Source organism: Luteimicrobium subarcticum, assembly GCF_002798015.1.
Classification (GTDB): Bacteria; Actinomycetota; Actinomycetes; order Actinomycetales; family Cellulomonadaceae; genus Luteimicrobium; species Luteimicrobium subarcticum.
Genome location: NZ_PGTZ01000006.1, coordinates 405,814 through 430,854 on the forward strand (window position 1 = coordinate 405,814; position 25,041 = coordinate 430,854).

Sequence of the window (25,041 nt, forward strand, 5' to 3'; positions counted from 1 at the left end):
AGGAGCCCGCCGTGCAGCGCGTCACCGTCCGCAACGCCACGTTCCAGCAGTGGCAGACCCTGCTGACGAACCGGAACAAGCGTCACCGCGCCGGGGCGACCGTCGTGCAGGGCGTGCGGCCCATCACGCTCGCCGTCGAGGCGGGCCTGCCGGTGCGCGCCTGGCTGATCGACGGTGAGGGCAGCCTGTCGTCCTGGGCGAGCGAGCTCACCAGCCGGGTGCGCGCGGAGCGGTTCGCGGTCGCCCCGGAGCTGCTGCGTGAGCTCGGCGGCAAGGACGACGACACCCCCGAGCTGCTCGCCGTGGTCGGGCTGCCGTCCGACGACCTCGACGGGATCGCCTCCCGTGCCGGCGACGACGCGTTGCTCGCCGTCGCGCTCGACCGGCCGACCAGCCCGGGGAACGTGGGCACGGTCGTCCGGTCGGTCGACGCGTTCGGCGGCCACGGCGTGATCGTGACGGGTCACGCAGCCGACCCCTACGACCCGAAGGCGGTGCGCGCGAGCACGGGCTCCGTGTTCGCGGTGCCGGTGGTCGGAGCGGCGTCGGCCGCCGCCGTCACGGACCGGATCGACGCGCTCGGCGACGGCGTGCAGGTGGTCGGCACCGACGAGGACGGTGACGTCGACCTGCGCGACGTCGACCTCACGATGCCGACCCTCGTGGTGACCGGCAACGAGACCCGTGGGCTGAGCGCACCGTGGCGCGAGGCGTGCGACGTGGTGGCACGTATCCCGATGCGGGCCAGCGCGGCCAGCTCGCTCAACATGGCGACCGCGACGTCCGTCGTGCTCTACGAGGCGCTGCGTCAGCGCGGGGTGTGACTGCGAAGGGTGTGCCGGCAGACGGTGTGACCCCCGTCACGGGGTGCTGGCGCCGGAGCACCCGGACGGGTGCGGCACGATAGAGAGCATGACTCTTCCAGTGACCGGCGACGACGCCGCGTACCGCATCGAGCACGACACGATGGGCGAGGTCCGGGTCCCCGCGGACGCCCTCTACCGGGCGCAGACGCAGCGCGCCGTGGAGAACTTCCCCATCTCCGGCACCCCGCTCGAGCGGTCGCACATCGAGGCGCTCGCCCGCATCAAGAAGGCGGCGGCGCGCGCCAACGCCGAGCTGGGCGTGCTCGACCAGGACGTCGCCGACGCCATCGTCGCCGCGGCGGACGAGGTCGCGAGCGGGCGCTACGACAGCCACTTCCCGGTCGACGTCTACCAGACCGGGTCTGGCACGAGCTCGAACATGAACACCAACGAGGTCCTCGCGACGCTCGCGACGCGCAGCCTCGGCCGTGACGTCCACCCGAACGACCACGTCAACGCGTCGCAGTCGTCGAACGACGTGTTCCCGACGTCCGTGCACGTCGCCGCGACCGCCGGCGTGGTCGGCGACCTCGTGCCGGCTCTCGAGCACCTCGCGGACGCGCTGGGCGCCAAGGCGACCGCGTGGGCAGAGGTCGTGAAGTCGGGCCGCACCCACCTCATGGACGCGACGCCCGTCACGCTGGGCCAGGAGTTCGGCGGCTACGCGGCCGCGATCCGCTACGGCGTCGAGCGCCTGCAGTCCGCCCTCCCCCGCGCGGCCGAGGTCCCCCTCGGCGGCACGGCCGTCGGCACGGGCATCAACACGCCGGCCGGCTTCCCGCAGCGCGTCATCGCCCTGCTCGTCGAGGACACGGGTCTGCCGCTCACCGAGGCGCGCGACCACTTCGAGGCGCAGTCCGCACGTGACGGGCTCGTCGAGCTGTCGGGCGCGCTGCGCACCGTCGCGGTGTCGCTCACGAAGATCTGCAACGACCTGCGCTGGATGGGCTCGGGCCCGAACACGGGCCTGGGCGAGATCTCGATCCCGGACCTCCAGCCGGGCTCGTCGATCATGCCGGGCAAGGTCAACCCCGTCATCCCGGAGGCCGTCCTCATGGTCGCCGCGCGCGTGGTCGGCAACGACGCGACGGTGGCGTGGGCGGGCGCGAGCGGCTCGTTCGAGCTCAACGTGCAGATCCCCGTGATCGCGCAGGGCGTCCTCGAGTCGATCCGCCTCCTCGCGAACGCGTCCCGCGTGCTCGCCGACAAGACCGTCGACGGCCTCGTCGCCAACGTCGAGGCCGCCCGTGCGTACGCGGAGTCGTCGCCGTCGATCGTCACACCGCTCAACCGGGTCATCGGGTACGAGGCGGCCGCGAGGGTCGCGAAGCACGCCGTCGCGAACAGCCTGACGGTGCGTCAGGCCGTCATCGACCTCGGGTTCGTGGAGCGAGGCGAGGTGACCGAGGCGCAGCTCGACACCGCGCTCGACGTGCTGTCGATGACGCGTCCGCCGCAGGGCTGACCGACCCGCTCGGTGCCCACGAGGTGCCCCTCGAGAACGTGATCGTGGCCCCTCCAGCGTGCTGGAGGGGCCACGATCACGTTCTCGACAGGTGGGGGTGCGTGCCTGGGAGTGATCCCGGTCAGGCGGGCGTCGGCAGGAGCCGGTGACCGTGCGCCTCCCCCGCTCCGGACGCCTCCTCCTCCTCCGCCCGCTCTGCGTCGGACGCCCCGGTGGCCCCCCTCCCGGCGCGCCCGAGCAGCAGCGCCGCACCGAGGACGACGACCCATGCGGCGAGCGTCAGCAGCGGTGCCGCGGCGTGCGCGCCACCGAAGAAGGTGACCTCGCGCAGGGCCGAGACCATCGCCCCGGCGGGGAGCCAGGGCCCCACCGCACCCCACGCACCGGGCAGCAGCTCGGGAGCCGACGCCGCCGCGGACGACGGGTTGCCCATGAGCATCACGAGCACGCCGCCGACGACGAGCCCCGCGCGGCCGAGGACGGACCCGAGCCCGGCGACGACGAGCGCGCCGGCGGCGGTCCCGAGGGCGACGATCCCTGCGACGGCCGCGTAGGAGCCGGGGAGAGCGCCGAGCCACGGACCGAGCACCGCGCCGACGAGCAGGCCGGCGGCGACCGAAGCCACACCGATCGCGGCGAGCCGTCGGGTGCGACCGCGCACGACGAGCGAGGCGAGGATCCCCGTCGCCATCGAACCCATGACGGCGGGCAGCACGCCCGCGGCGAGCACGGCTCCGCGGGCGTCGTCGGCAGGTGACGGCACGACGTCGGTCACGGTGACGACCGGGGCGGGGACGTCCCGGCCCGCGGCCTGGGCGGCGGCGGTCGCCGTCCCGGTCGCGGCCTGCTCGAGGAGCTGCGCGACCGCGGGGCTCGCGGCGGACGCCACGTCGAGCCGGACGCCGTCCTGCGCGAGGACGAGCGCGCCGTCGACGTCGTGGTCGGCGACGGCGGCCCGCGCGGCGTCCTCGTCGGCGTACCGGGTGACGTCGAACGCGCCGGGTGCACGGGTGTCGAGGGCCCGCTCGACCTGCGCGGCGCTCGTGTCGGGGGCGACGAGCGCGAGCGGGACGTCGTGCGCGCCCGCGCGCGCGGCCGGGTAGGCGAACGCGGTGACGAGCAGCGTGACGAGCAGGGCGAGCGCGCCCCCGAGCCCGATGGCCTTGCGCCAGGTGGTGGTGCTCATGACGACCCTTCCTTTAAAACGAACGTTCGTTCTTCTTGATCCAGCATCGCACCGCGGTGGTCCCCGGTCAAGAACGATCGTTCGGTTTAGAGTGAGAAGCATGTCACCACGCGTCTCCGAGGAATACCGCGAAGCACGCCGCACCGAGATCCTCGACGCCGCGCGCGCCCGCTTCGCCCGCGACGGCTTCCACCAGACGTCCATGGACGACGTCATCCGCGAGGCCGGGCTCTCCGCCGGCGCCGTCTACGGCTACTTCCCGAGCAAGACGGCGCTCGTGCACGCCGTCGTCGACGACGCCCTCGCCCGCGTGCTCCGCGCGTTCGACGCCGCGAGCGCCGAGATCACGCAGACCGCCGGGGATCCTGGCGCCGAACCCCTCGACGGCGCCGAGGTCGCCGGGGCCGTCGTGGACCGCGTCATGCAGCTGCTCTCGGGAGCCGGGATCGACACGTCGCGCATCGCGCTGTTCGCCTGGGCCGAGACGATGTCCGACGAGGAGCTCCGCGTCCAGGTCGCCGCCCGCCTCGTCGAGCTGCGCGGACGGTTGCGCGGGCTCGTGACCGCCGCACCCTGGAACCCGTCGGCGCCCGTCCCCGACGACGCCGCCGACGACGCCGCGCTCGCCCTGCTCGCCGCACCGATCGGCACGATCGTCCAGAGGCACGTCGTGGGTGACGCCGACGGCGCCGCGCTCGCCCGCGGGCTCGCGGCGCTCGCGCGGTCCTGGGCGCCCCGCCCGTAGCGGGGGGCTGCAGTCAGCCGCCGTCCGGGAGCTCGAGCCGCCCCAGGACGCGCGCGAGCAGGCCGGCGAGGACGTCCACCTCGTCGTCGTCGAGGTCGGCGAGCACCGAGCGCTCGCGGGCGACCTGCTGCGGGAACAGGGTGTCGACGAGGTCGCGCCCGGCAGCGGTCAGCCCGACGAGCACGCCGCGGCGGTCGTGGTCCGGGACGGTGCGCTTCACGAGACCGGCGCCCTCGAGGCGGTCGAGCCGCTTGGTCACGGACGCGGCGGGCGCCCGCGTGACGGTCGTGATCTCGCGGGCGCGCAGCAGCCGGTCGGCCCTGCGCAGCACCGCGAGGACGTCGAACTCGGCCCGCGTCGTGCCGTGCGCGGCGAACGCCCGGTCGGCGAGCTCGTCGAAGAGCGCGGAGATGCGCGTGACCCGTGCCATGACCGGGACGGTCGACGTGTCGACGTCCGGGAGGCGCTCGGCCCACTCGGCGCGCAGCCGGTCGACGTAGTCCATGGCACGAGGATACGGAACAGTTCGTTTACTAGTGAACTATCTTTGAATCAACCGGTAGACTGGGGGGCGATGACCTCCTCCGCCACCCTGCCCGACGCACCCTCGACGCCCGCGCGCACCGCCTGGCGCTCCACCTGGCGCGCCAGCCTCGTCGTCCACCCCGGGAACGCCGACCACGCCGACCTGTTCGTCGCCCTGCGCGCCGGGCTGACCGTGCTCGTCGCCATCGCGCTCGCCGCGCTCGCTGGCCACCGCGACGTCTCCGGGTTCGCCGCCCTCGGTGCGATCGCCGCGGTCTACGGCCGCCTCGCCGACCCCGTCGGCCGCGCCCGTCTTGTCGGTGCCGCCGGGCTGCTCCAGGTCGCCGTCGTCGCGACCACGAGCGCCGTCGCCTGGGCCCTCGCCACGCACGGTTCTGCGACGTTCGCGACGTGGGCCGTGCCCGTCGTTCTCGGCGCCGTCGCGTGGCTCGCCTGCGCCGGCTCCGCCGCCCTGCGCACCGGACCGCCCGGAGCCACCCTGCCGGTGTTCGCCGCCGCCGCCGGCCTGCTCGGCGACCCCACGGGCGCCGTCGTCGCCCAGCGCACGGTCGCGACGGTCGCGGGCGCGCTCGTCGCCGTCCTCGTCGTGGCCGCCGTCGGCGCGCGCACCGCCGCCGGACGCGCCCGCGCCCGCATGCCCCTCGCCCCCGCGCTGCCGCCCGTCGCCGACTGGCAGCTCACCGCCGCCCGGACCGGGCTCGGCGCACTCGTCGGTGCCGTCGCCGCGCAGGCCGTCGGCCTCGGTCACCCCGGCTGGGCCGCCGTCGGTGCGACCGCCGTCCTGCAGGGCACCTCGCACACCCAGGTCGTCGTGCGGGCCCTGCACCGCGGAGCCGGGACCGCCGTCGGCGCGGTGCTCGCCTGGGCGGTCCTCGACGTCCACCTGCCCTTCTGGGCCCTCGCGCTGGTCATCGCGTCGCTCCAGGTCGTGACCGAGCTGATCGTGGCGCGGCACTACGGCATCGCCATGCTGACCATCACGCCGATGGCCCTGCTCATGGTGTCCCTCGCCGGTTCGGTCGACCCCGCCCAGCTCGCCGGGCAGCGGGCGTTCGACACCCTCCTCGGTGTCGCGGTCGGCGTCCTTGTGCTGCTCGTCCTCCCGCACCGGGCTGCGAGCGCCGCGTAGCTGCCGCGCCCGCGGCCCGTCTTCACGCGTCACCGCGTTACCCGGCGCACCCCGACCTGTGCCTATCATGTGCCCCAGCAGGCAGGGGCGTAGCAGGTCACAAGCTTGGGAGCGCTCCCACGAACTTCGGTCGGAGCCTGCTCCCGGCGCCGCCACCCTTGGCCCAGTCGACGACGAGGCGGAGGGGCTCTGTGCGCTGGACCTGGAACGTGCTCCGGCACCGCGCGCTCGCGCAGCGTGCCCTGTTCCTGCCCGTGCTGGCGGTGACGGTCGTGAGCGCGACGCTGCTCGGCACCTTCGCACTCCTCCTCTCCGCGGGCCAGCACCGCGCGCTCGAGATCGGCCTGGAGCGCCAGCCCGTCGCGCAGCGCGAGATCGACGCCCGGTACATGCTCGAGGACGACACGGCCGGGCCCTCGGTCCTCAGCACGGGGAACGCCGCGCTCGACGACTTCCTCGGGTCGCTGCCCGTCGACCGCACCGCGTGGCTCTCCTCGCAGATGTACGAGGTCGACGGCACCGCGGAGGCGCGAGCCCCGTACGTGTACGTCGCCTCCTACCCGGTGGTCGCGGACGGCACCCGGCTCGTCGACGGCAGCCTGCCGACGTCGGCGACGGACGCCGCGGGGCACCTGCAGGTCGCGATCCCCCAGGAGGCCGCCCAGGCCTACGGCTGGCACGTCGGCTCGGTGGTGCGGGCGAGCGACGCCGCCGGGTCGGGACCCGCGACGTTCGTCGTGACCGGCACGTTCGAGCGGACCGGCGCGCTCGCCCCGTGGTCGCGGGACGTGCTGGCCGGAGCCACGCACGACCCGTCGCACCCCGTGGTCGGGTCGTCGCACACCGCCCGCACCCAGGCGTGGGGCCCGTTCCTCGTGACGCCCGACGCGTTCACCTCGGGCAGGGCGACGCTCGTCCAGGCCGACCTCGTCGCAGCGCCGCGCTTCGGGGACACGGCCGCCGCCGAGGTGACCTCGCTGCGCGACCGCCTCGGGACCGCCCGCGCGACGCTGTCAGCGGCGACGCCCGACGGCGTCGCGAGCTTCCTGCTGACGACACAGCTACCCCAGACCATCGACGCTGCAGAGACCGCGCTGGGCATCACCCAGGTGGGCCTCGTGATCGTCGGGCTCGTCCTCGTCGTGCTGACCGTGACGGTCCTCCTGCTCGCGGCCCGCCTCCTCGCCGAGCGTCGCGCCGCCGAACAGTCCCTCATGGCGTCGCGCGGCGCGACGAACGGCCAGATCCTCCGGCTCGCCGCGCTCGAGTCCCTCGCCGTCGCGGTCGTCACGACCGCGATCGCGCCGTGGCTGTCGTCGCTGCTCTACCGGGTCGTCACCGGCGTGGGGCCGTTCGAGCGCGCCGGTCTGCACACCGACCCTGGACTCCCCCGGGCGCTCTGGGTGACCTGCGCCGCCACGGCCCTCGTGCTCGCCGGCGTCCTGCTCGGACCGGTGCTGACGCGTCGCGCCGACGTCGTGGACGCGGACCCACAGGTCGTCCGCCGGAACCGCGGCGGCGGGCTCGCGCGCACGGGCGCCGACCTCGCGCTCGTGGTGCTGGCCGCGATCGCCCTCGTGCAGCTGCGGACCTACCGCACGCCCGCTCCGGGCGGCGTGGACGGCATCGGCTCGCTCGACCCCGTGCTCGTCGTGACGCCCGCGCTCGTGCTGCTCGCGGGGGGCGTCCTGGCGCTCCGGCTCCTGCCGCACGTCGCGCGCCTGTGGGAGCGGGCCGCCGCACGCAGCCGCGCGCTCGTCGGGCCGCTGGCCGCGTGGGAGGTCGCCCGCCGCCCCGGGCGCGCCGCGGGCGCCATGCTGCTGCTGACCCTCGTCGTGGGGGGCGGCACGTTCGCCCAGTCGTTCCTCGCGACGTGGCACGGCTCGCAGCTCGACCAGTCCGACCTCGCCGTCGGCACCGACGTCCGCGTCGTCTCGGCGGCCCGCACGCCGCTCGCGGCATCGGCCACCGTCTCGTCCGCGCCGCACGTGCGCCGCGCGGCCGCGGTGACGGACCGGTCGGTCACCGTGGGCTCCCCGTGGGCCACCAGCAGCTTCGTCCAGGAGCAGCTCGTCGCGGTGGACACGACGCACGCCGACGACCTCCTGCGGGGACGCACCGACGCCGCCGGCTGGTCGCGCTCGACCGCCGCGCTGCACCCGACGACCGCGCTCCAGGGCGTGCCGCTGCCGGGCGCACCGACCGACCTCGTGCTCGACCTCACCTCCTCGAGCACGCCGGCCCTGGCCGGCGGACTCTTCGTCTCGCTCGTCGTGCAGGACGCGCACGGCGGCCTGACCTCTGTCGACCTGCGCACCCAGGAGATCGACGGCACGGCGTCCGACGTGGTCGTGCCGCTGGGGTCGGCCGCCGCCGGGTCGACGCTCGTCGGCGTGAAGGTGGCGGTCATGCCGACAGCGGCCGACGAGATCACCCTCGCCAGGACGGCGGACGGCCTCGGCCTCGACCTGACCGTCAGCAACCTGCGCGTGGTCCCCTCCGGCGGGGACGCGACCGACGCCGCCCCGGTGCCGCTCGACAGCGTGGACTGGACCGCGAGGGGCCTCACCGGGCCGATCACGGGCCCGGACGCGGGCTCCTCCGTCACGCACGTCGCGCACGACGGCGACGCGCTCCGCCTGTCGGAGTCGGTCGACGCGGTGCGTGCGCGCTCCAGCGGCATGGGTCTCTTCGCCGTCACCACGCCCGCGGCGACGTCGAGCGGCCCCGTGCTCGTGACGCCCGGTCTGCTGTCGTCCGTCGGGAGCAAGGTGGGCGACCAGCTCACGGTCGACCTCGGTGACGCGACCGTGGACGTGACGGTCGCCGGAACGGTCGACCACCTGCCGGGCGAGCCCGGGACCGACGGCATCCTGGCCGACTCCACCACGCTGGCCCGTGCGTACCTGCTCGCCGGCGGCACCGCGTCGCTCACCGACGAGTGGTGGCTGCAGGTGCCGGACGCCGACGCGGACGCCGTCGCGGCGGACCTCGTCGACGTCGGTGCGGCCACGACGCGCGTCGCAGCGCGGGAGGACGCCACCGTCGGGCCGCTCCACGTCGGCGTCGTGGCCGCACTGTGGATCGTCACGGTGGCCGGCGTCGGCCTCGCGGTGGCCGGCCTCGCGCTGAGCGCGACCTTCTCGGTCCGGACGCGACGGCTCGAGCTCGCGCGGCTGCAGGCGGTGGGCGCCTCGCGCCGCGGGCTGGTGCGGTCCGTGCTGACCGAGTACGCCGTGCTCGGCAGCCTGGGCGTCGTCGCCGGGCTCGCGCTCGGCGCGCTGCTCGGGCGCGTGATCGTGCCGCTCGTCACCGTGTCGGCGTCCGGCGGCCCTCCCGTGCCGTCGGTGCTCCTGCACGCGGCCTGGACCACGCAGCTCCGGCTGCTGGTGGTGCTCGTCGTGCTCGTGGGCGTCACCGTCGCGACCACGACCAACGCACTGCTGCGCCGTGCCTCCGGCGAGCTGCTCCGCCTGGGGGACGACCGATGACGACGACCACCCGTCCCCGCTCGGGCCGTCGCCCGTCGGCGCCCTCCGTGCGCCGCAGGCTGCGCGCGACGACCGCCGACGCGCTGCTCGTCCCGCGTCGGCGCGCGGGCGCCGACATCGGCCTGCTCGCGCTGGCCGCCACGCTGCTCGCGGCGACCGTCGCGCTCGCCCTGCTGATGCCGCGGGTGCTGCTGCGCTCGGCGGACGACGCGGCGCACGGCATGGTCGCCGCCGCCGGCCACGACGCCGACGTCGTCGTCGAACCCGGAGGGCCGGTCACGAGCGACGACGACCCCGGCTCCGCCGACGGCACCGACGCCGCCCTCGGGCTCCAGGACGACGCGAACGCCGTCGGGGACAACCTCACGGGCGCGGTCGGCGACCTGTACGCGCCCGCGGTCTCCTCGATCACCAGCCAGCCGGCGACCGCGACCCGGACCGACGCCTCGGGCGCCGCGCACCACCTCTCCACCCGTCTCGCCTACGTCACCGACGGCACGTCCACCACGCCGCCCGTGCGCTGGGTCGCGGGGTCGGCGCCCGCCGTGGTCCCGGTGCACGAGACCTCCGGCCAGGACGTGGACGACGACGCCGCCGTCGTCCACGAGGTCCAGGTCGGCCTGTCGAGCACCGCCGCGCACCACCTCGGGATCGACGTCGGGACCTCGCTGGCCCTCACCCTGCCGGCGCACGGCGCCGCCACCCACGTCGTCGTCAGCGGCCTGTACACGCCGGTCGACCCCTCGGCCGCAGTCTGGGTCGACCACCCCGATCTGCTCGCCGCCACCCCTCCAGCGCCGCACGCGACGACCGAGGGCACGGTCGGGCTGCTCCTGACGGCGGGCTCGCTCGAGGACGCCGAGCGCTGGTACATGAACCAGAGCTTCACGGAGAGCCTCCGGTTCCCCGTCGCCCCGGACACGATCGACGCGGGCTCGACGCAGTCCCTCGAACGGTCGTTCCGGCGGGTCTTCGCCCAGCCCCACGTCCTGACGCAGTGGCTCGTCTCCGCCCCGACGGTCCGGACGACGCTCCTCGACGTCCTCGTCGCGTACGACGCCCGGCAAGCCGCGGCCGACGCGCAGAGCTCGGTGCTCGTGCTGGGCCTGGCCGGTGTCGGTGCGCTCGCCCTCGTGCTCGCAGCCCGCCTGCTGGTCGAACGGCGGCGCACGTCCCTGCTGGCCGAACGCGCCCGGGGCGCGTCGACCGCGTCCGTCGCCCTGCGCGCCGCGGTCGAGAGCGTCCCGCTCACGCTCGGAGCCGCGGGCGTCGGCGCGCTCGCCGCCTGGCTGATCCTGCCCGACGCCCGGGGCTCGTGGACCGCCGCAGCAGCGGTCGCCGTGGTCGCCGCACTCGCACCACCCGTCACGGCGGCCGCGCTCGTGCACCGCGCATGGTCGGGCCGGCGGCTTCCGGCGAACCGCGCCGACCGCCGGCGCCTCCTCGGCCGACGTCGCGCCCGGCGCGTGACGGCCGAGCTCACGCTCGTCGTCGTCGCGCTCGCTGCGCTCGTGTCCGTCCAGCGCCGCGGACTGCTCGAGACCCGGACGGCGCACGTCGACCCGCTGCTCGCAGCGACCCCGCTGCTGCTGGCCGTCGCCGCCACGATCGTCCTGCTGCACGTGATGCCACCCGTGCTGCGCGCCCTCTCCCGACGCGCGCAGGCGGGCCGCGGGCTCGTCCCGGTCGTCGCGACCGCACGCGCCGGGGCGGCGTCCGGGACGGCGATCCCGCTGCTGACGCTCACGGTGGCCGTCGCGCTCCTCGTCTTCTGCGGCACGACCGTCGAGACCGTCCGGCACGGCCAGGAGCACGCGGCACGGTCCGTGGTAGGCGCCGCGGTGCGCGTCGACGGGCCCGCGACCGAGGCCGACGTCACCGCGCTGCGCCAGGCGCCGGGCGTCACCGCGGTGGCCGCCGTCGCGCTCAGCCACGCCCGGTCGCTCGGCGGCGACAGCGGGGTCACGGCCGACGTCGAGGCCGTCGACGTCGACGCGTTCGCGACGATCCTGCGCGCCCACGGCTGGAACCCCGCCCCGGGCATGACCGACCTCGACCAGGCGTCCGACGGGGAGATCCCGGTGCTCGTCTCGCCGTCCCTCGCGGCGGCGACCTCGGCCTACCAGCCCGAGGTGCTCACCCGTTCGGGCGAGGTGCGGCTCCGGGTCGTCGGCGAGGTCCCCGAGGGTCCGGACGTCGAACCGATCGTCCCGGGAACCGCCACGACCTCCACCACCCCGACGGTCGCCGACGGCCTCGTCCTGGTCGACCGCACGACCCTCGACGCCTTCGACACCGCCCGGGCGGCCGACGGCACGCAGGCCGCCGACCAGGGCGAGGAGCCCGCCCCGACGACGATCACGACCGTCTGGGTCGACGGCCCCGGCGCCGCCTCGGCCGTGCACGCCGCGGGCCTCGACGACCGAGCGGACCTGCACGTCACCACGCACGCCGGCTGGGTCGACGCGACGCGCACCGCACCGCTCAACGCGACGCTCGTCGCGCTGCTGGTCGGCACGGGGCTCGCGCTCGCGCTGCTCGCCGCGCTCGCCCTCGCGCTGACGGTCGTCGCCACGTCGGGCGAGCGCGGACGGACCATCTCGGCGCTGCGCACGCTCGGTCTCGACGCGCGCACCGCCCGGTCGATGACCTTCGGCGAGCTCGTCCCCCTCGCGGTCGCGACGCTGGTCGCGGGGACGCTCGTCGGCATCGCCGTGCCCGGGCTGCTCACCCGGTCCCTCGGGCTCGACGTCGCGACCGGGCGTCCCGGCACGGTCGCGCTCGCCGTGTCGTGGCTCCCGCCCGCGCTCGCGGTCGTGGTCGTGGGCGTCTCGCTCGTCGTCGCGGTCCGCGTGGAGTCCGCGGCGCGGCGGCGTGACCGGCTCGGCGACGTGCTCCGGGTGGGCGAACGATGACGGGGCGACCGACGACACGGACGAGACCGCCGGCGCCCCGGGCGGCGACGGACGCGGTGGACAGGATCGACGAACGGATGCGGCGATGACGACGAAGCTCGACGAACCCACGTTGGGCGCCCTCGAGGAGCGCGCCCTACGACGCCCCGGCACGTTCGGCGAGCACGCCCTCGTGGCGTGCGACTCGCTCGTGCGGATCTACCAGTCGGAGGGCATCGAGGTGCAGGCCCTGCAGGGCCTCGACCTGCTGGTGGACGCGGGAGAGCTCGTCGCGATCGTCGGGGCGTCCGGGTCGGGCAAGTCGACCCTGCTGGCGGTGCTGTCGGGCCTCGACGCCCCGACCGCGGGCCGGGTGCGCGTGGGCGACTGGGACCTCATGGCCATGAGCGCGCGCCAGCGCGTCGACTACCGCCGCTCGATGGTCGGGTTCGTCTGGCAGCAGACCGCGCGCAACCTCGTCCCGTACCTGACGGCGGCCGAGAACGTCGACCTCCCCATGGCGCTGGCCGGCGTCCGGCGCAAGGAGCGCGCGACGCGCACCGCCGACCTGCTCGCGATGCTGGGCGTCGCGTCCTGCGCCGACCGCCGGCCGGGCCAGCTCTCGGGCGGCCAGCAGCAGCGCGTCGCGATCGCCGTCGGCCTCGCGAACCGCCCGCAGGTCCTGTTCGCCGACGAGCCGACGGGCGAGCTCGACACCGCGACGTCGGCCGACGTGCTCGACGGCCTGCGCACCATCAACCGCGAGCTGGGCACGACGGTCGTCGTCGTCACGCACGACGCCGGCGTGTCCGAGCACGTGCAGCGCACCGTCGCGATCCGCGACGGTCGCACGTCGTCCGAGGTGGTACGCACCACGCGCACGCACGAGGACGGCACCGAGCACACCGTGGCCGAGGAGTTCGCGGTGCTCGACCGCGCGGGCCGGGTCCAGCTCCCGCAGGAGTACCGCGAGACGCTCGACCTCGTCGGCCGCGTGCGGCTCGCGCTCGAGGACTCGCACATCTCCCTGTGGCCCGACCGGCCGCGTGCGGCCACCCCGACCGTGCCGGACGAGGAGACGACCCGATGACGACGACCGTGACCTCCCCCGCCTCCGCGGCCACGACCGACGCGATGGTCCGCGTCGAGTCGCTGGCCCGCACCTACGGCACCGGCGACACCGCCGTGCACGCGCTGCGCGACGTGTCGTTCACGATCGCCCCGGGCGAGCTGGTGGCGCTGGTCGGCCGCTCGGGGTCGGGCAAGACGACGCTGCTGAACTGCGTCGGCGGCCTCGACCGCCCGGACGGCGGACGCGTGGTCGTCGCCGGCCGCGAGGTGTCGTCGCTCGACGAGGACGGCCTCGTCGACCTGCGCCGCGACGTGGTGTCGTACGTGTTCCAGACGTTCGGGCTGGTCCCGGTCCTGTCCGCCGCCGAGAACGTCGGCGTCCCGCTGCGCCTGCGCAAGCTGCCCGCGTCCGTGCGCGAGGAGCGCGTCGCGCTGCTGCTCGACCTCGTCGGGCTGGGCGACCACGCCGAGCAGCGCCCGGGCGAGATGTCGGGCGGCCAGCAGCAGCGCGTGGCGATCGCGCGCGCACTCGCGAGCTCCCCGCGCCTCCTCATCGCCGACGAGCCGACCGGTCAGCTCGACACCGCGACCGGCCAGGCCGTGATGGCGCTGCTGCGCGCCGTCGTGGAGGCCGAGGGCATGACCGCGATCGTCTCGACGCACGACCCCCTGATGATGTCGCTGTCCGACCGTGTGATCCGGCTCGCGGACGGCCGCGTCCTGGCCGAGTGACCCGCTGCCCCGCGGACGACACCGACCGGACAAAGTCCGAGCGCAGGACCCGGTCGATCGCCTACCGTCGGGACACGATGACCCTCACCCCCACGGCGGACACGCACGCGCCCGACCCTGACCGTACCGCCGCCGCTCGTCCCGCGTCCGACGACCCCGCCCGCCGGGTCGACTGGCGACGCCTGCGCTCCCGCGCGTCGCTCGCCGCCCTCCTGGTGCTCGTCGTCGCGGCCGTGCTGCAGACCCTCGGCACCGTGGTCGCCGGACGGCTCGCCGAGCAGCCGACCGGGCGCGGAGTCGTCGCGCTCCTGGTCTGTGCCGCCGGGTCGGCCGTGCTCTTCACCGGCGGCAGCTTCGTGTGGTCGACCGTGGCCGACCGTGCGGAGGGCCGCCTGCGCACCGACCTGCTCGCCGCGGCCCTGCACCAACCGCTCGAGACGCTGACCGAGCAGGCCGTCGGCGAGGTCCTCGACCGTGTCGACGACGACACCCACGAGATCGGCTCCCTCGTCCGCCTCCAGGTGTGGATGGTGCTGCGCACCGCGTTCGCGCTGGTGCCCATGTGGGTCGTCGCGGGCCTGACGTGGTGGCCGTCGTGGTTCGTGTTCCCCCTGATGTCCCTGGCGACGTGGTGGCTGATCCGCGGCCTGCTTCCCCGCATCGCGGAGCGCAAGGTCCTCGAGGAGATGGCCTGGACCGACCACGCCGCCGCCCTCGAGGAGGGCGTGGCCGGCGCCGACGACCTGCGCACCAGCCTCGGCCAGCCGTTCGCGGTCCGGCGCCTGGCGCGCCTGTCCGCGGTCGTCCACGAACGCTTCGAGCGGGTCGTCGACCTCGAGCGCCTCCTGACCCGTCGCGCCGGCCTCCTGCTGTACTCCGCGCTGTCCCTCGTGGGGATCGCCGGGGTCGAGCTCGTGTCGCGGGGCAGCCTCTCGGTCGCACAGCTCGTCACCCTCTTCCTCGTCACGACGACGTTCGTGGGGCAGTTCGCCCGCGTGGCCGAACAGCTCCCCGACATCCAGGCCGGCCTCGGCGCCGTCGTGCGCATCCGACAGATGTTCGCCGCGCCCGTCGAGCCCGTCGGCGGGCGGCCGGTCCCTGACACCGGCCTCGACCTCGAGCTCCGCGCGCTCGACTTCGCGTACGCGGAGGGCACGTTCCGCCTGCACGACGTCAACCTCACGGTCCCGGCAGGACGGACCGTCGCGCTGCTCGGCCGGACCGGCTCCGGCAAGTCGACGCTCGCGTCCCTCGTGTCGCGCGCGGTGGAGCCACCGGCCGGCACGGTGCTGCTCGGCGGCGAGGACGTGCTCGACCTCGACCTGCACGACCTGCGCACGAGCGTCGGGACCGTCACGCAGCGCACCGAGATCCTCGCCGGGACGCTCGCGGAGAACATCACGCTGTTCGCCGACGTCCCGCGCGCACAGATCCAGGACGCCGTGGCGACGCTCGGGCTCGCCGAGTGGGTCGCCGGGCTGCCCGACGGCCTCGACACGACGCTCGGACCGGGCGGCACCAAGCTCTCCGCGGGCGAGGAACAGCTCGTCGCGTTCGCCCGCCTGCTCGTGAGCGACGTGCGGGTCGTCGTGCTCGACGAGGCGACCGCCCGCATGGACCCGCTCACCGAGGCCCGCGTGGTCGCCGCGTCGCAGCGCCTCCTGGCCGGACGCACCGGCATCCTCGTCGCGCACCGGCTCACCACCGTGGCCCGCGCCGACCTCGTCGCCGTGCTCGACGGGGGACGCGTCGTCCAGACGGGCCCGCGCGCCGAGCTGGCCGCAGCGCCCGGACCGTTCCGCGACCTCCTGCGCGCGGGCTCGGTCGACGGCTCGGTCGACAGTCCCGTCGACGGCGTCGTCGAGGATGCCGCCCCGTCGCGCGACGAGCACCCGCCCGGTGCCGCGTCGGGGCGCCCGGGCGCCCCTCGCAGCGTGCCCGACGACGCGCGGGCCGTCGGTGGACGCCGACGCACCGGGACCGCCCCCGTGCTCCCCGCCCCCGGCGACGGGCCGTCGCTGGCACGCGGCATCGCCCACGCGCTCGTCGTGCGCCCCGCGTGGGGACTCGTCGCCGTCCTCATGTTCACGATCACGTCGCTGTTCGGCGCGCTCGGCGCCGTCACCGGGCTCGTCTGGGGCACCATCGTGCAGGACCTCCAGGCGGGCACGGTCGACCGACGGCTCGACGTCCTGCTCATCCTGTGCCTCCTGATCGCGCCCGTCACCCTCGCCGTGGCCGTACACCGGTACCCCCGCTGGTGGATCGAGGTGCTGCTGCGTGTCCGGATGAGCGTGCTCGTCGGTCAGACCGGCCGCCGTCGCCTCACCCGGACTCCGCCCGGCGAGGTCGTCGCGCGCGCCATGGACGCCGACCGGTTCGCCCGCTATGCCGACCGGTGGGTCGACTTCAGCACCGGGCTCGTCATCGCCGTCGTGACCGCCGTGGCGGCGGGGACCGCGATCGCCGGGCTCGTGCTCCTCGCGGTGATGGTGGCGTCCGCGCTCGCCTCCGCGCTCGGGCGGCCCGTCGCCGGACGGTCTGCGGCCCGCTCGTCGGCCGCGCGCGCCCGCTTCGGCCGGTCGCTCGTCTCGGCGCTCGAGTCCGCCCGCACCGTGAAGCTCGCCGGCCGGACCCCGCAGGTGCACGCCCACCTCCAGGACGTCGACAGCGGACGCGTGCGCGCCGCCGTCTTCGAGCACCGGGTCCAGGCGCTGCTCGACGGCGTGCCCGTGGTCATGGTCCAGCTCGGCGTCGTGGCCGCGTGGGCCGCGTACCTCGCGGGCGTGTGGGACCTGGCCGTCGCGATCCTCGTGGCGAACGCCGTCAACGGGTTCGACTGGTTCGGGCGGGTCGCGGGCGCCGTCGTGACCGAGGCGCCCGGCACCCGCGCCTGGCAGCGGGCGACCGCGCGCCTCGCCGGCGGCGGGGACCTCATGGACGTGCCGGACGGCGTCGACCTCGTCACGGGCGACGCGCCCGCGCCCCCACCCGTGACCCGCACCCCGCTGCAACGCCTCGAGCTGAGCGGTCTCGACGTCGTCCACGAGGACGGCACCGTGGGCGTGAGCGGCGTCGACCTCGTCGTGCAGCGTGGCGAGCTCGTGCTGCTGCTCGGGCAGGTGGGCTCCGGGAAGTCGAGCCTGCTGTCGGCGCTCGCCGGTCTGCTGCCGCACACCGGCGCGATCCGGTGGAACGACCGCGACGTCACCGAGCCCGAGGTGTTCCTCCGCCCCGGCCAGGTCGCGCACATCGCGCAGGCGCCGCGCGTGCTCTCGGGGACCTTCGCCGACAACGTGCGGCTCGGTCACGAGCGCGAGCTCGAGCGACCGGTCGACGACGCCCGCCTCGGCCGCGACGTCGAGGACGCCGGCGGCCTGCACGCCGTGGTCGGTCACCGTGGCGTGCGCCTCTCCGGCGGTCAGGTCCAGCGGCTCGCGCTCGCTCGAGCGCTCGCCGCCGACACCGAGCTGCTGCTCGCGGACGACGTCTCGAGCGCCCTCGACGCCACTACCGAGGTCGAGCTGTGGCGTGCGCTGCGCGCCCGGCGGACCACGGTCATCGGCTCGACCTCGAAGCGGGCGGCGCTCGCGCAGGCCGACCGGGTCGTGGTGCTCGTCGACGGACGCGTCGCGGCGACGGGACCGTGGTCCGAGCTCGCGCCGACGTGGGGCTCGCTCGCCGGCTGACGAGCGAGCCCGCGTCCGGTGCTGGAGATGCCGGACAGGCGGTTGGTGGGACGGGTCGCGGACTCTCAGACCTCGATCTGCTCCAGCATGTCGGTGACGAGCGCGGCGACCGCCGAGCGCTCCGACCGCGTGAGGGTGACGTGCGCGAACAGCGGGTGCCCCTTGAGCGACTCGATGACCGCCGCCACGCCGTCGTGCCGCCCGACGCGCAGGTTGTCGCGCTGCGCGACGTCATGGGTGAGCACCACGCGGGACGACTGCCCGATGCGCGACAGCACCGTGAGCAGGACGTTCCGCTCGAGCGACTGCGCCTCGTCCACGATGACGAACGCGTCGTGCAGGGAGCGTCCGCGGATGTGGGTCAGCGGGAGCACCTCGAGCAGGTCGCGCTCGATGATCTCCTCGACGACCTCCTTCGAGACGACCGCGCTCAGGGTGTCGAAGACGGCCTGAGCCCACGGGTTCATCTTCTCGGCCTCGGAGCCCGGCAGGTACCCGAGCTCCTGGCCGCCCACCGCGTACAGGGGGCGGAACACCATGACCTTGCGGTGCTGGCGGCGTTCCAGCACCGCCTCCAGCCCCGCGCACAGGGCGAGCGCCGACTTGCCCGTCCCGGCGCGGCCGCCGAGCGACACGATGCCGACGGCCTCGTCGAGCAGCAGGTCGATCGCGACGCGCTGCTCGGCCGACCGTCCGTGCAGCCCGAAGACGTCCTGGTCGCCGCGCACGAGCTGCACGTGCTTGTCGGCGGTGACACGGCCGAGCGCGGACCCGCGCGGCGAGTGGATCACGAGACCCGTGTGGCACAGCAGCGGCCCGGCGGTCTCGACGGTGGTCGGGTCGAGGTGCGCGAGCTCGAGCGACTCGTTCTCCCACAGCTGCGACATCTGCTCGTCGGACAGGTCGATCTCGGTCATGCCCGTCCAGCCGGAGTCGACGGCGAGCTCGGCGCGGTACTCCTCCGCCTGCAGGCCGACGGCCGACGCCTTGACCCGCATGGGCAGGTCCTTCGACACCACCGTCACGAGGTGCCCCTCGGCGGCGAGGTTGGCCGCGACCGAGAGGATCCGCGTGTCGTTGTCCCCCAGCCGGAACCCGGCGGGCAGCACGGACGAGTCGGTGTGGTTGAGCTCGACGCGCAGGGTGCCGCCCGCGTCGCCGACCGGGATGGGGGTGTCGAGGCGACCGTGCTGGATCCGGAGGTCGTCCAGCATCCGCAGGGCGGACCGGGCGAAGTAGCCGAGCTCGGCGTGGTGCCGCTTGCCCTCGAGCTCCGTGATCACGACGACCGGCAGGACGACGTCGTGCTCCGCGAAGCGAAGGATCGCCCGCGGGTCGGACAGCAGCACCGACGTGTCGATCACGAACGTCCGACGCGGTTCGCCGTCGGCGTCCGTGCCGTCCGGTGCCGCGACCCGCACCGGCTCCCGCGTCGGTGCGGGCACGGTCTGGGTCAGGTCCTGCTGGGTCTCGTCCATGGCTCGGCTCCCTCCGGCGCGTGACGCGCCTCGGTACCGCGCACGGCGGGCGTCGGGTCCCACCCGACAGCCGCCGTCGCTCGGCGGTGGGTTGGGACAGTCGGCCGGTCCCGACGAAGGACCGGTGCCGGCCCTCCCCCGCGGAGCATCAACTCCATGGATCGGCCTCCCGGCGGGCGACGAGCGTCGCCCTTGTCGGCAAACTACGCCCGTGTGGTTCCCTGGCGCGAGCGATCCGTGCGCGCGCCGCGAAGACGTCACGAGAAGTTAACCCGGGCCCGGACGCGCCAGCGGCCCGGCCACGCGCGCACGCGTGACCGGGCCGGGACGAGTCCGCAGGTCAGACGGTCGCGGGCTGCTCGTCGTCCTCGGTGTCGACGGCGGCCGGGCCGGACGCCGGTGCGTCCTGCCCTCGACGGGTCGACGACATGAACAGCGCGGCGACGCCACCCACGACGAGCGCGGCGATGACGAGGAGCAACGTGTCCTTGACCGCGACGGTGAACCCGTCGCCGACGGCCTGCTGCGCCGCGGCGCCGATCTGCTTCGCGGCCGAGGCCGGCACGTCGGCGGGCGGCTGGAATCCCTGCTGCAGGCTGTCCGCGGAGAGCTCGCTGCTCGCGAAGATCTTCTCGAACGGCGCCTGCAGCTGGCTCGGCAGGGTGGACGCCACCGAGCGGGCCGCGTCGGGGATCGTGGTCGCGAGGCGACCGGTGAGCATCGCCACGATCGCGGCGGACCCGACGACGCTGCCGACCTGGCGGATGGCGTTGAACGCGCCCGCTCCTGCTCCCGCGGTGCGGTGGTCGAGGCCCGCGGTCGCGAGGTTGACCAGGGGCGAGAAGACCATGCCCGTCCCGATGCCGAACGGGAGCATGCAGAAGATCAGCGTCGCCTCGGAGACCTCGGGCGAGAGCACCGCGTACACGAGGGCGAGCGACACACCGATGAACGCGAATCCTGCGGCCACGACCCACTTGCCGTTGACCTTGTCGGACAGGCGCCCGGCGAACGGCGCGACGACGCCCGACAGCAGCGACGCAGGCAGGTTGACGTAGGCGGCGTGCAGCGGGCTGAGGCCGAGGATCGTCTGCAGGAAGATCGTGAGCGGGAAGAAGATCCCCAGCATCGCGAACGAGATCATGAACGCGGAGACGTTCGCGAGCGAGAAGTTCCGGTAGTGGAACAGGCGCAGCGGCAGGAGGGCCTTCTCGCCCAGCCGGTGCTGCCGCAGGACGAACACCGCGAGCACGACGAGGCCGACGCCCACGAGCTCCCAGATGGTGACCGGGCCCCAGATCTTCCCCCACTCGTAGGTCTCACCCTCCTGGAGGGCGAACACGACGAGGAAAAGCCCGGCGACGGCCAGCACGGTGCCGATGACGTCGAAGTACCGCTTGTGGGTCTCGAGGTGGGGGACGGTCATGACCGTCCAGACGAGGGCGACGACACCGACGGGGATGTTGACCCAGAAGATCCACTCCCAGCCCCAGCTCTCGACGAGGATGCCGCCGAGCACCGGGCCGGCGATGGTCGCGACACCCGCGACCATGCCCCAGACGCCGAGCGCGGCGCCGCGGCTCTTCGGCGGGAAGACGCGCGTGATGACGGCCATGGTCTGCGGCGTCATCGCGGCGCCGCCGACGCCCTGGATCACTCGCGCTGCGATGAGGACGCCGATGGACCCGGCGAACCCGCACGCTGCGGAGGCGACGGTGAACACGACGAGGCCGACGAGGAACATGCCGCGGGGGCCGTAGCGGTCACCGAGGCGACCGGCGGGCAGCATGAGCACGGCGAACGACAGCAGGTAGGCGCTGTTGACCCAGCCGACGTCGGTGTAGGACGCGCCGAAGGCCTTCTGGATGGACGGGACGGCGATGTTCACGATGGTCGTGTCGACCATGATCATGAAGAAGCCCAGGACGAGCGGCGGCAGCACGCTCCAGGGGCTACGACCCTTGAGGTCGACGACGGGGGCGCTCATGCGTGGTCCTTCGTGGGGGTGGTCGCCGGGAGGGCGACGGGATGGATGTGGGGGTCGGTCGTGCCGGGTGGCACGGCGGACCAGTCGAGGTCGCCGGACTCGATCTCGGCGACGGTGCGGCGCAGCCACGCGATCTGCGCGCCGCGGAGCTCGAGCTCGTAGAACGCGTCCAGGAGGTACCGGCGTGGCACCCCACGGGCGACGGTGCTGTCGAGCACCGCGGCCATGCCGGCCCGCTCGTCCTCGACGGTCGAGAGCCGCTCGCGCAGCAGCGCGGCGACGTCGTCTGCTGCGAGCGCGTCGGCCTGGCTGAGGCCGACGTCGAACGCCGGGTACTCGCGGGCGAGGGTGCTCAGCAGGTGGCGGGTGCGCTGCGTGTGGGCGGCGCGTCCGGCGTCGGTGATGGCGTAGGTGGTCCGTTCGGGACGGGCGCCCTCGCGCTCCGTGGCGACGGGGGCGGCGAGCGCGGTCCGTTCGAGCCGCTCGACGGCGTGGTAGATGGACCCGACGGACACGGGCATGCGCAGGTCGTCGTGGTGCTTGCGCATGATCCGGAGCAGCTCGTAGGGGTGCTTCGGACCCTCGCGGAGCAGGCCGAGGACCACGAGGGCCATCGTGCTGAGCTCGCGCGGAGCCATCATCGTCTTCCCCTTGGAGTGTTCCGACCGGAATAGTTCACTCGGAAGTGTACGCCATTCGTCGACGGTGGCCTACCGTCGATCCCTGTGTCCCCCCTGTCGACCCCTCCGACCACCACGACGGCACCGCAGGACCACCACGACCTCCCTGCGCTCGACCTCGCCGCCGCGCTGCGGTCCGGCGACCTGTCGCCCGCGGAGGTCCTCGACTCCACTCTCGACCGAGCCTCCGACATCGGCGAGCGAGTCGGCGCCTTCGTGACCCTCGCCCCGGAGCTCGCCCGCACCCAGGCCCGCGACGCCGAGCGGCGGCTCGTCGCCGCACGCCGGTCGGGCCGCGACGGCGTCGCCGACCTCCCGCCGTTCCTCGGGGTGCCGTGCCCCGTCAAGGATCTCGACCAGGTCGCTGGGGTCCCCATGGCCGCCGGGTCACGGGCGTTCGACGGGTTCGTCCCCGACACCGACGACGGCGTGGTCAGTCTGCTGCGGGCCGCCGGCACCGTGATGGTCGGCAAGACCAGCACGCCCGAGCTCGGGCTCCCCTGCTACACCGAGCCCGACGTCGGGCCGACCGCCCGCACCCCCTGGGACCTGACGCGGTCCGCCGGCGGGTCGAGCGGCGGGGCCGCCGCAGCGGTCGCCGCGCGCATCGTCCCCGTCGCGCAGGGGTCGGACGGCGGGGGCTCGATCCGGATCCCCGCGAGCGCCTGCGGTCTCGTCGGGCTCAAGCCGTCCCGCGGCCGGGTCAGCCCCGGGCCGGCCGGGGTCGACGGCCCCGGGCTCGGCGTCGCCGGCGTCCTGACCCGGACCGTGCGGGACACGGCCGCCTTCCTCGACGTCCTGGCCCAGCCATGGCCCGGCGACTGGTTCTCCACCCCGCCGGGGCCGCCCGGACGGTTCCTCGCGGCCTGCGACGCCGACCCCGGGCGGCTGCGCGTCGGCGTCCTGACGCAGCCGGTGATCGTCGACGACGCACCCGTCGCGGACGCCTGCCTGGCCGCCGCCGAGCAGACGGCCCGCCTCCTCGCAGACCTCGGACACACCGTGGACGCCGCGCCCGTGCCCTTCCCCGCGGAGGCGTGGTCGTCGTTCGAGGCGCTGTGGGCCGTGGGGGCGCTGTCGGCGCCGGTGCCGCCCGAGCGCGAGCACCTGCTTCGTCCCCTGACCCGCTGGCTGCGCGAGACCGGACGGGCCACGTCCGGCCTCGCCTACGCCCAGGCCGCGTCGGGGGCGCAGCGGATCACCCGCCAGGCCGCGGCCGCGTGGGCGTCCTTCGACGTCGTGCTCACCCCGACGCTGGCCCAGCTCCCCGCGCCGGTGGGCAGCATCCGGGACGACGACGACCCCGCCGCGGACTTCCTCGCGCAGTGCCGCTTCACCCCGTGGACCAGCGTCGCGAACCTCACCGGACGACCGTCGGTGAGCCTCCCCCTGCACCGGGCCGCCGGCGCGGCCGAGGGCGGCGGCGAACTGCCCGTCGGCGTGATGCTCACCGGACGATGGGCCGACGACGCACGCCTGCTGTCCCTCGCGGCGCAGCTCGAGGCGGCGCGCCCGTGGACCGGACCGGCCCCGACGCTGCCCGGCCGATAGGATCGCCGAGGTGCGCCGGGAAGTCTGGTCGGCAACGTCGGGCGCTGGCGCGTCCCGACGGCTCTCGTGACCCATCGCGCCCTGCGGGGTGCCAGCCGACGGAGGACCGACCCGCCACCATGACGGACCACACCGACCCGCACCGTGATTCCCCCGGCGGTTCCCCCGCAGACGGCTCCGCCGACGGCTCTGCCGACCGCCCTGCTGACGGGCCTGCCGCGCCCGGCGCCCCCGCTGCGCCCGACCGGGGAAGCGTGCGCGCACGCTACGACCGGGCCGCGCGCTGGGTCACCGGCGAGCGCACCGGAGGTCTGCTGCTCGTCGTGGCCGCGGTCCTCGCCCTCGCCTGGGCGAACTCCCCCTGGCGCGACGCGTACCACGACCTCGTCGCCGCGGAGGTCGGTCCGGCGTCTTGGCACCTGCAGCTCACCCTCGGTGAGTGGGCGGCCGACGGGCTGCTCGCGATCTTCTTCTTCGTGGTCGGGCTGGAGCTCAAGGAGGAGATCGTCGCGGGCAGCCTGCGCGACCCGCGCCGGGCTGCGGTCCCCGTGCTCGCCGCCGTGGGCGGGATGGTCGCGCCCGCGGTGGTGTTCGTGGCCGTGGTGCACCTTGCCGGCGACCCTGCGGCCGCGCACGGCTGGGCGATCCCCACGGCGACCGACATCGCGTTCGCGCTCGCCGTCCTCGCGATCTTCGGACGCGGCTTGCCCACCCCGGTCCGCACGTTCCTCCTCACGCTCGCCGTCGTCGACGACCTGCTGGGCATCACCGTCATCGCGACCGTGTACACCGAGACGGTCCGCCTCCCGCTGCTCCTCGCGGCGGTCGCGGGCGTCGTCCTGTTCGGGGTGCTGGTGCGGTTGCGGCGCCCCCGTTGGTGGTACCTGCTGCCGCTCGGGCTCGCCGTCTGGGCGCTCGTGCACGCGTCGGGCGTCCACGCCACCGTCGCGGGCGTCCTGCTCGGCTTCGTCGTGCCCGTGCGCGCCGTGCACGGCGAGCTCGTCGGACGGGCCGAGCGCTACGACCACCTCTGGCGTCCCGTGTCGGCCGGGCTCGCGCTCCCGCTGTTCGCGTTCTTCGCGGCGGGTGTCACGCTCGTCGGCGGCGAGGGCGTCGTCCACGTCCTCACCGAGCCCATCGCGCTCGCCGTGATGGCGGGGCTCGTGATCGGCAAGCCCGTCGGCGTCATGCTCGTCACCTGGGCCACCGTCCGGCTCACGCCCCTGCGGCTCGCCCCCGGGGTCGGGGTCCGCGACCTGCTGCCGGTCGGGATGCTCGCCGGCATCGGCTTCACCGTGGCGCTGCTCATCTCCGAGCTGTCGTTCACGGACGGCACGCCCGCCGACCTGCTCCACACGGAGACGGCCAAGGCGGCCGTCCTCGTGGGAACCGTGATCGCCGCGGTGCTGTCCGCGTTCCTGCTGCGGCACGACGCGAAGGGCGTCCGCCCCGCGGACGTCAACGAGGACGGCGTCGACGACGGCGAGTCCCCGCGCATCGGCGCCCCCGACGACCCGGGCTACTGAGCGGA

16 protein-coding genes are annotated in these 25,041 nt (G+C 74.9%); 11 read left to right on the forward strand and 5 right to left on the reverse strand.

Annotated features, from left to right (window positions below; genetic code table 11):
- Positions 1-11: 11 nt before the first annotated feature.
- Entirely contained in the window at positions 12-824 is an 813-nt protein-coding gene (locus CLV34_RS02535; protein ID WP_100348659.1) for a TrmH family RNA methyltransferase, read from the forward strand.
- A gap of 88 nt (positions 825-912) precedes the next feature.
- Complete coding sequence (locus CLV34_RS02540) at positions 913-2,331, forward strand: class II fumarate hydratase (protein WP_100348660.1); 1,419 nt, start codon at positions 913-915, stop codon at positions 2,329-2,331.
- 121 nt (positions 2,332-2,452) lie between these two features.
- Here CLV34_RS02540 and CLV34_RS16260 read toward each other — a convergent pair whose 3' ends face one another.
- Positions 2,453-3,517, reverse strand: coding sequence for an ABC transporter permease (locus CLV34_RS16260; RefSeq protein WP_157803669.1), 1,065 nt, complete (start codon positions 3,515-3,517; stop codon positions 2,453-2,455).
- A 100-nt stretch (positions 3,518-3,617) separates the two neighbouring features.
- On the opposite strand from CLV34_RS16260, the gene CLV34_RS02550 reads away from it, so the two are divergent.
- Positions 3,618-4,262, forward strand: a complete 645-nt coding sequence (locus CLV34_RS02550; protein WP_100348661.1) for a TetR/AcrR family transcriptional regulator — start codon at positions 3,618-3,620, stop codon at positions 4,260-4,262.
- A 13-nt stretch (positions 4,263-4,275) separates the two neighbouring features.
- Here CLV34_RS02550 and CLV34_RS02555 read toward each other — a convergent pair whose 3' ends face one another.
- The gene (locus CLV34_RS02555) at positions 4,276-4,767 is read right to left on the reverse strand and encodes a MarR family winged helix-turn-helix transcriptional regulator (protein ID WP_100348662.1); all 492 of its coding nucleotides are present in this window, start codon (positions 4,765-4,767) and stop codon (positions 4,276-4,278) included.
- A gap of 69 nt (positions 4,768-4,836) precedes the next feature.
- Between CLV34_RS02555 and CLV34_RS02560 the strand changes: the two genes are divergently transcribed.
- The 6 genes from CLV34_RS02560 (at position 4,837) to CLV34_RS02585 (ending at position 17,814) form a co-directional block, all read left to right on the forward strand.
- Entirely contained in the window at positions 4,837-5,937 is a 1,101-nt protein-coding gene (locus tag CLV34_RS02560) for an FUSC family protein (RefSeq protein WP_100348663.1), read from the forward strand.
- Between the two features lie 191 nt (positions 5,938-6,128).
- On the forward strand, positions 6,129-9,428 hold the full coding sequence (locus CLV34_RS02565) for an FtsX-like permease family protein (protein WP_100348664.1): 3,300 nt from the start codon (positions 6,129-6,131) through the stop codon (positions 9,426-9,428).
- Positions 9,425-12,343 carry an FtsX-like permease family protein gene (locus tag CLV34_RS02570; protein WP_100348665.1) on the forward strand — a complete coding sequence of 973 codons (2,919 nt, stop codon included), beginning with the start codon at positions 9,425-9,427 and terminating at the stop codon, positions 12,341-12,343. The genes CLV34_RS02565 and CLV34_RS02570 overlap by 4 nt, the downstream gene beginning before the upstream one ends.
- A gap of 85 nt (positions 12,344-12,428) precedes the next feature.
- Positions 12,429-13,412 (forward strand): ABC transporter ATP-binding protein, encoded by a 984-nt coding sequence (locus CLV34_RS02575; protein ID WP_100349169.1) that lies wholly within the window; start codon positions 12,429-12,431, stop codon positions 13,410-13,412.
- On the forward strand, positions 13,409-14,125 hold the full coding sequence (locus tag CLV34_RS02580; protein ID WP_100349168.1) for an ABC transporter ATP-binding protein: 717 nt from the start codon (positions 13,409-13,411) through the stop codon (positions 14,123-14,125). The genes CLV34_RS02575 and CLV34_RS02580 overlap by 4 nt, the downstream gene beginning before the upstream one ends.
- 77 nt (positions 14,126-14,202) lie before the next feature.
- Entirely contained in the window at positions 14,203-17,814 is a 3,612-nt protein-coding gene (locus CLV34_RS02585) for an ATP-binding cassette domain-containing protein (protein WP_100349170.1), read from the forward strand.
- Positions 17,815-17,879: 65 nt separating this feature from the next.
- On the opposite strand, the gene phoH2 is transcribed toward CLV34_RS02585, so the two are convergent.
- From phoH2 to CLV34_RS02600, 3 genes are all read right to left on the reverse strand, one after another.
- The gene (gene phoH2, locus CLV34_RS02590; protein WP_100348666.1) at positions 17,880-19,292 is read right to left on the reverse strand and encodes an RNA 5'-3' helicase PhoH2; all 1,413 of its coding nucleotides are present in this window, start codon (positions 19,290-19,292) and stop codon (positions 17,880-17,882) included.
- Between the two features lie 340 nt (positions 19,293-19,632).
- Complete coding sequence (locus tag CLV34_RS02595) at positions 19,633-21,279, reverse strand: MDR family MFS transporter (RefSeq protein WP_100348667.1); 1,647 nt, start codon at positions 21,277-21,279, stop codon at positions 19,633-19,635.
- Positions 21,276-21,920: a PadR family transcriptional regulator gene (locus CLV34_RS02600; protein WP_100348668.1), complete on the reverse strand. Its 645-nt coding sequence runs from the start codon at positions 21,918-21,920 to the stop codon at positions 21,276-21,278. The genes CLV34_RS02595 and CLV34_RS02600 overlap by 4 nt, the downstream gene beginning before the upstream one ends.
- 84 nt (positions 21,921-22,004) lie before the next feature.
- On the opposite strand from CLV34_RS02600, the gene CLV34_RS02605 reads away from it, so the two are divergent.
- Complete coding sequence (locus CLV34_RS02605; RefSeq protein ID WP_245858918.1) at positions 22,005-23,510, forward strand: amidase; 1,506 nt, start codon at positions 22,005-22,007, stop codon at positions 23,508-23,510.
- Between the two features lie 254 nt (positions 23,511-23,764).
- The gene (gene nhaA / locus CLV34_RS02610; RefSeq protein ID WP_245858919.1) at positions 23,765-25,036 is read left to right on the forward strand and encodes a Na+/H+ antiporter NhaA; all 1,272 of its coding nucleotides are present in this window, start codon (positions 23,765-23,767) and stop codon (positions 25,034-25,036) included.
- Positions 25,037-25,041: the final 5 nt, after the last annotated feature.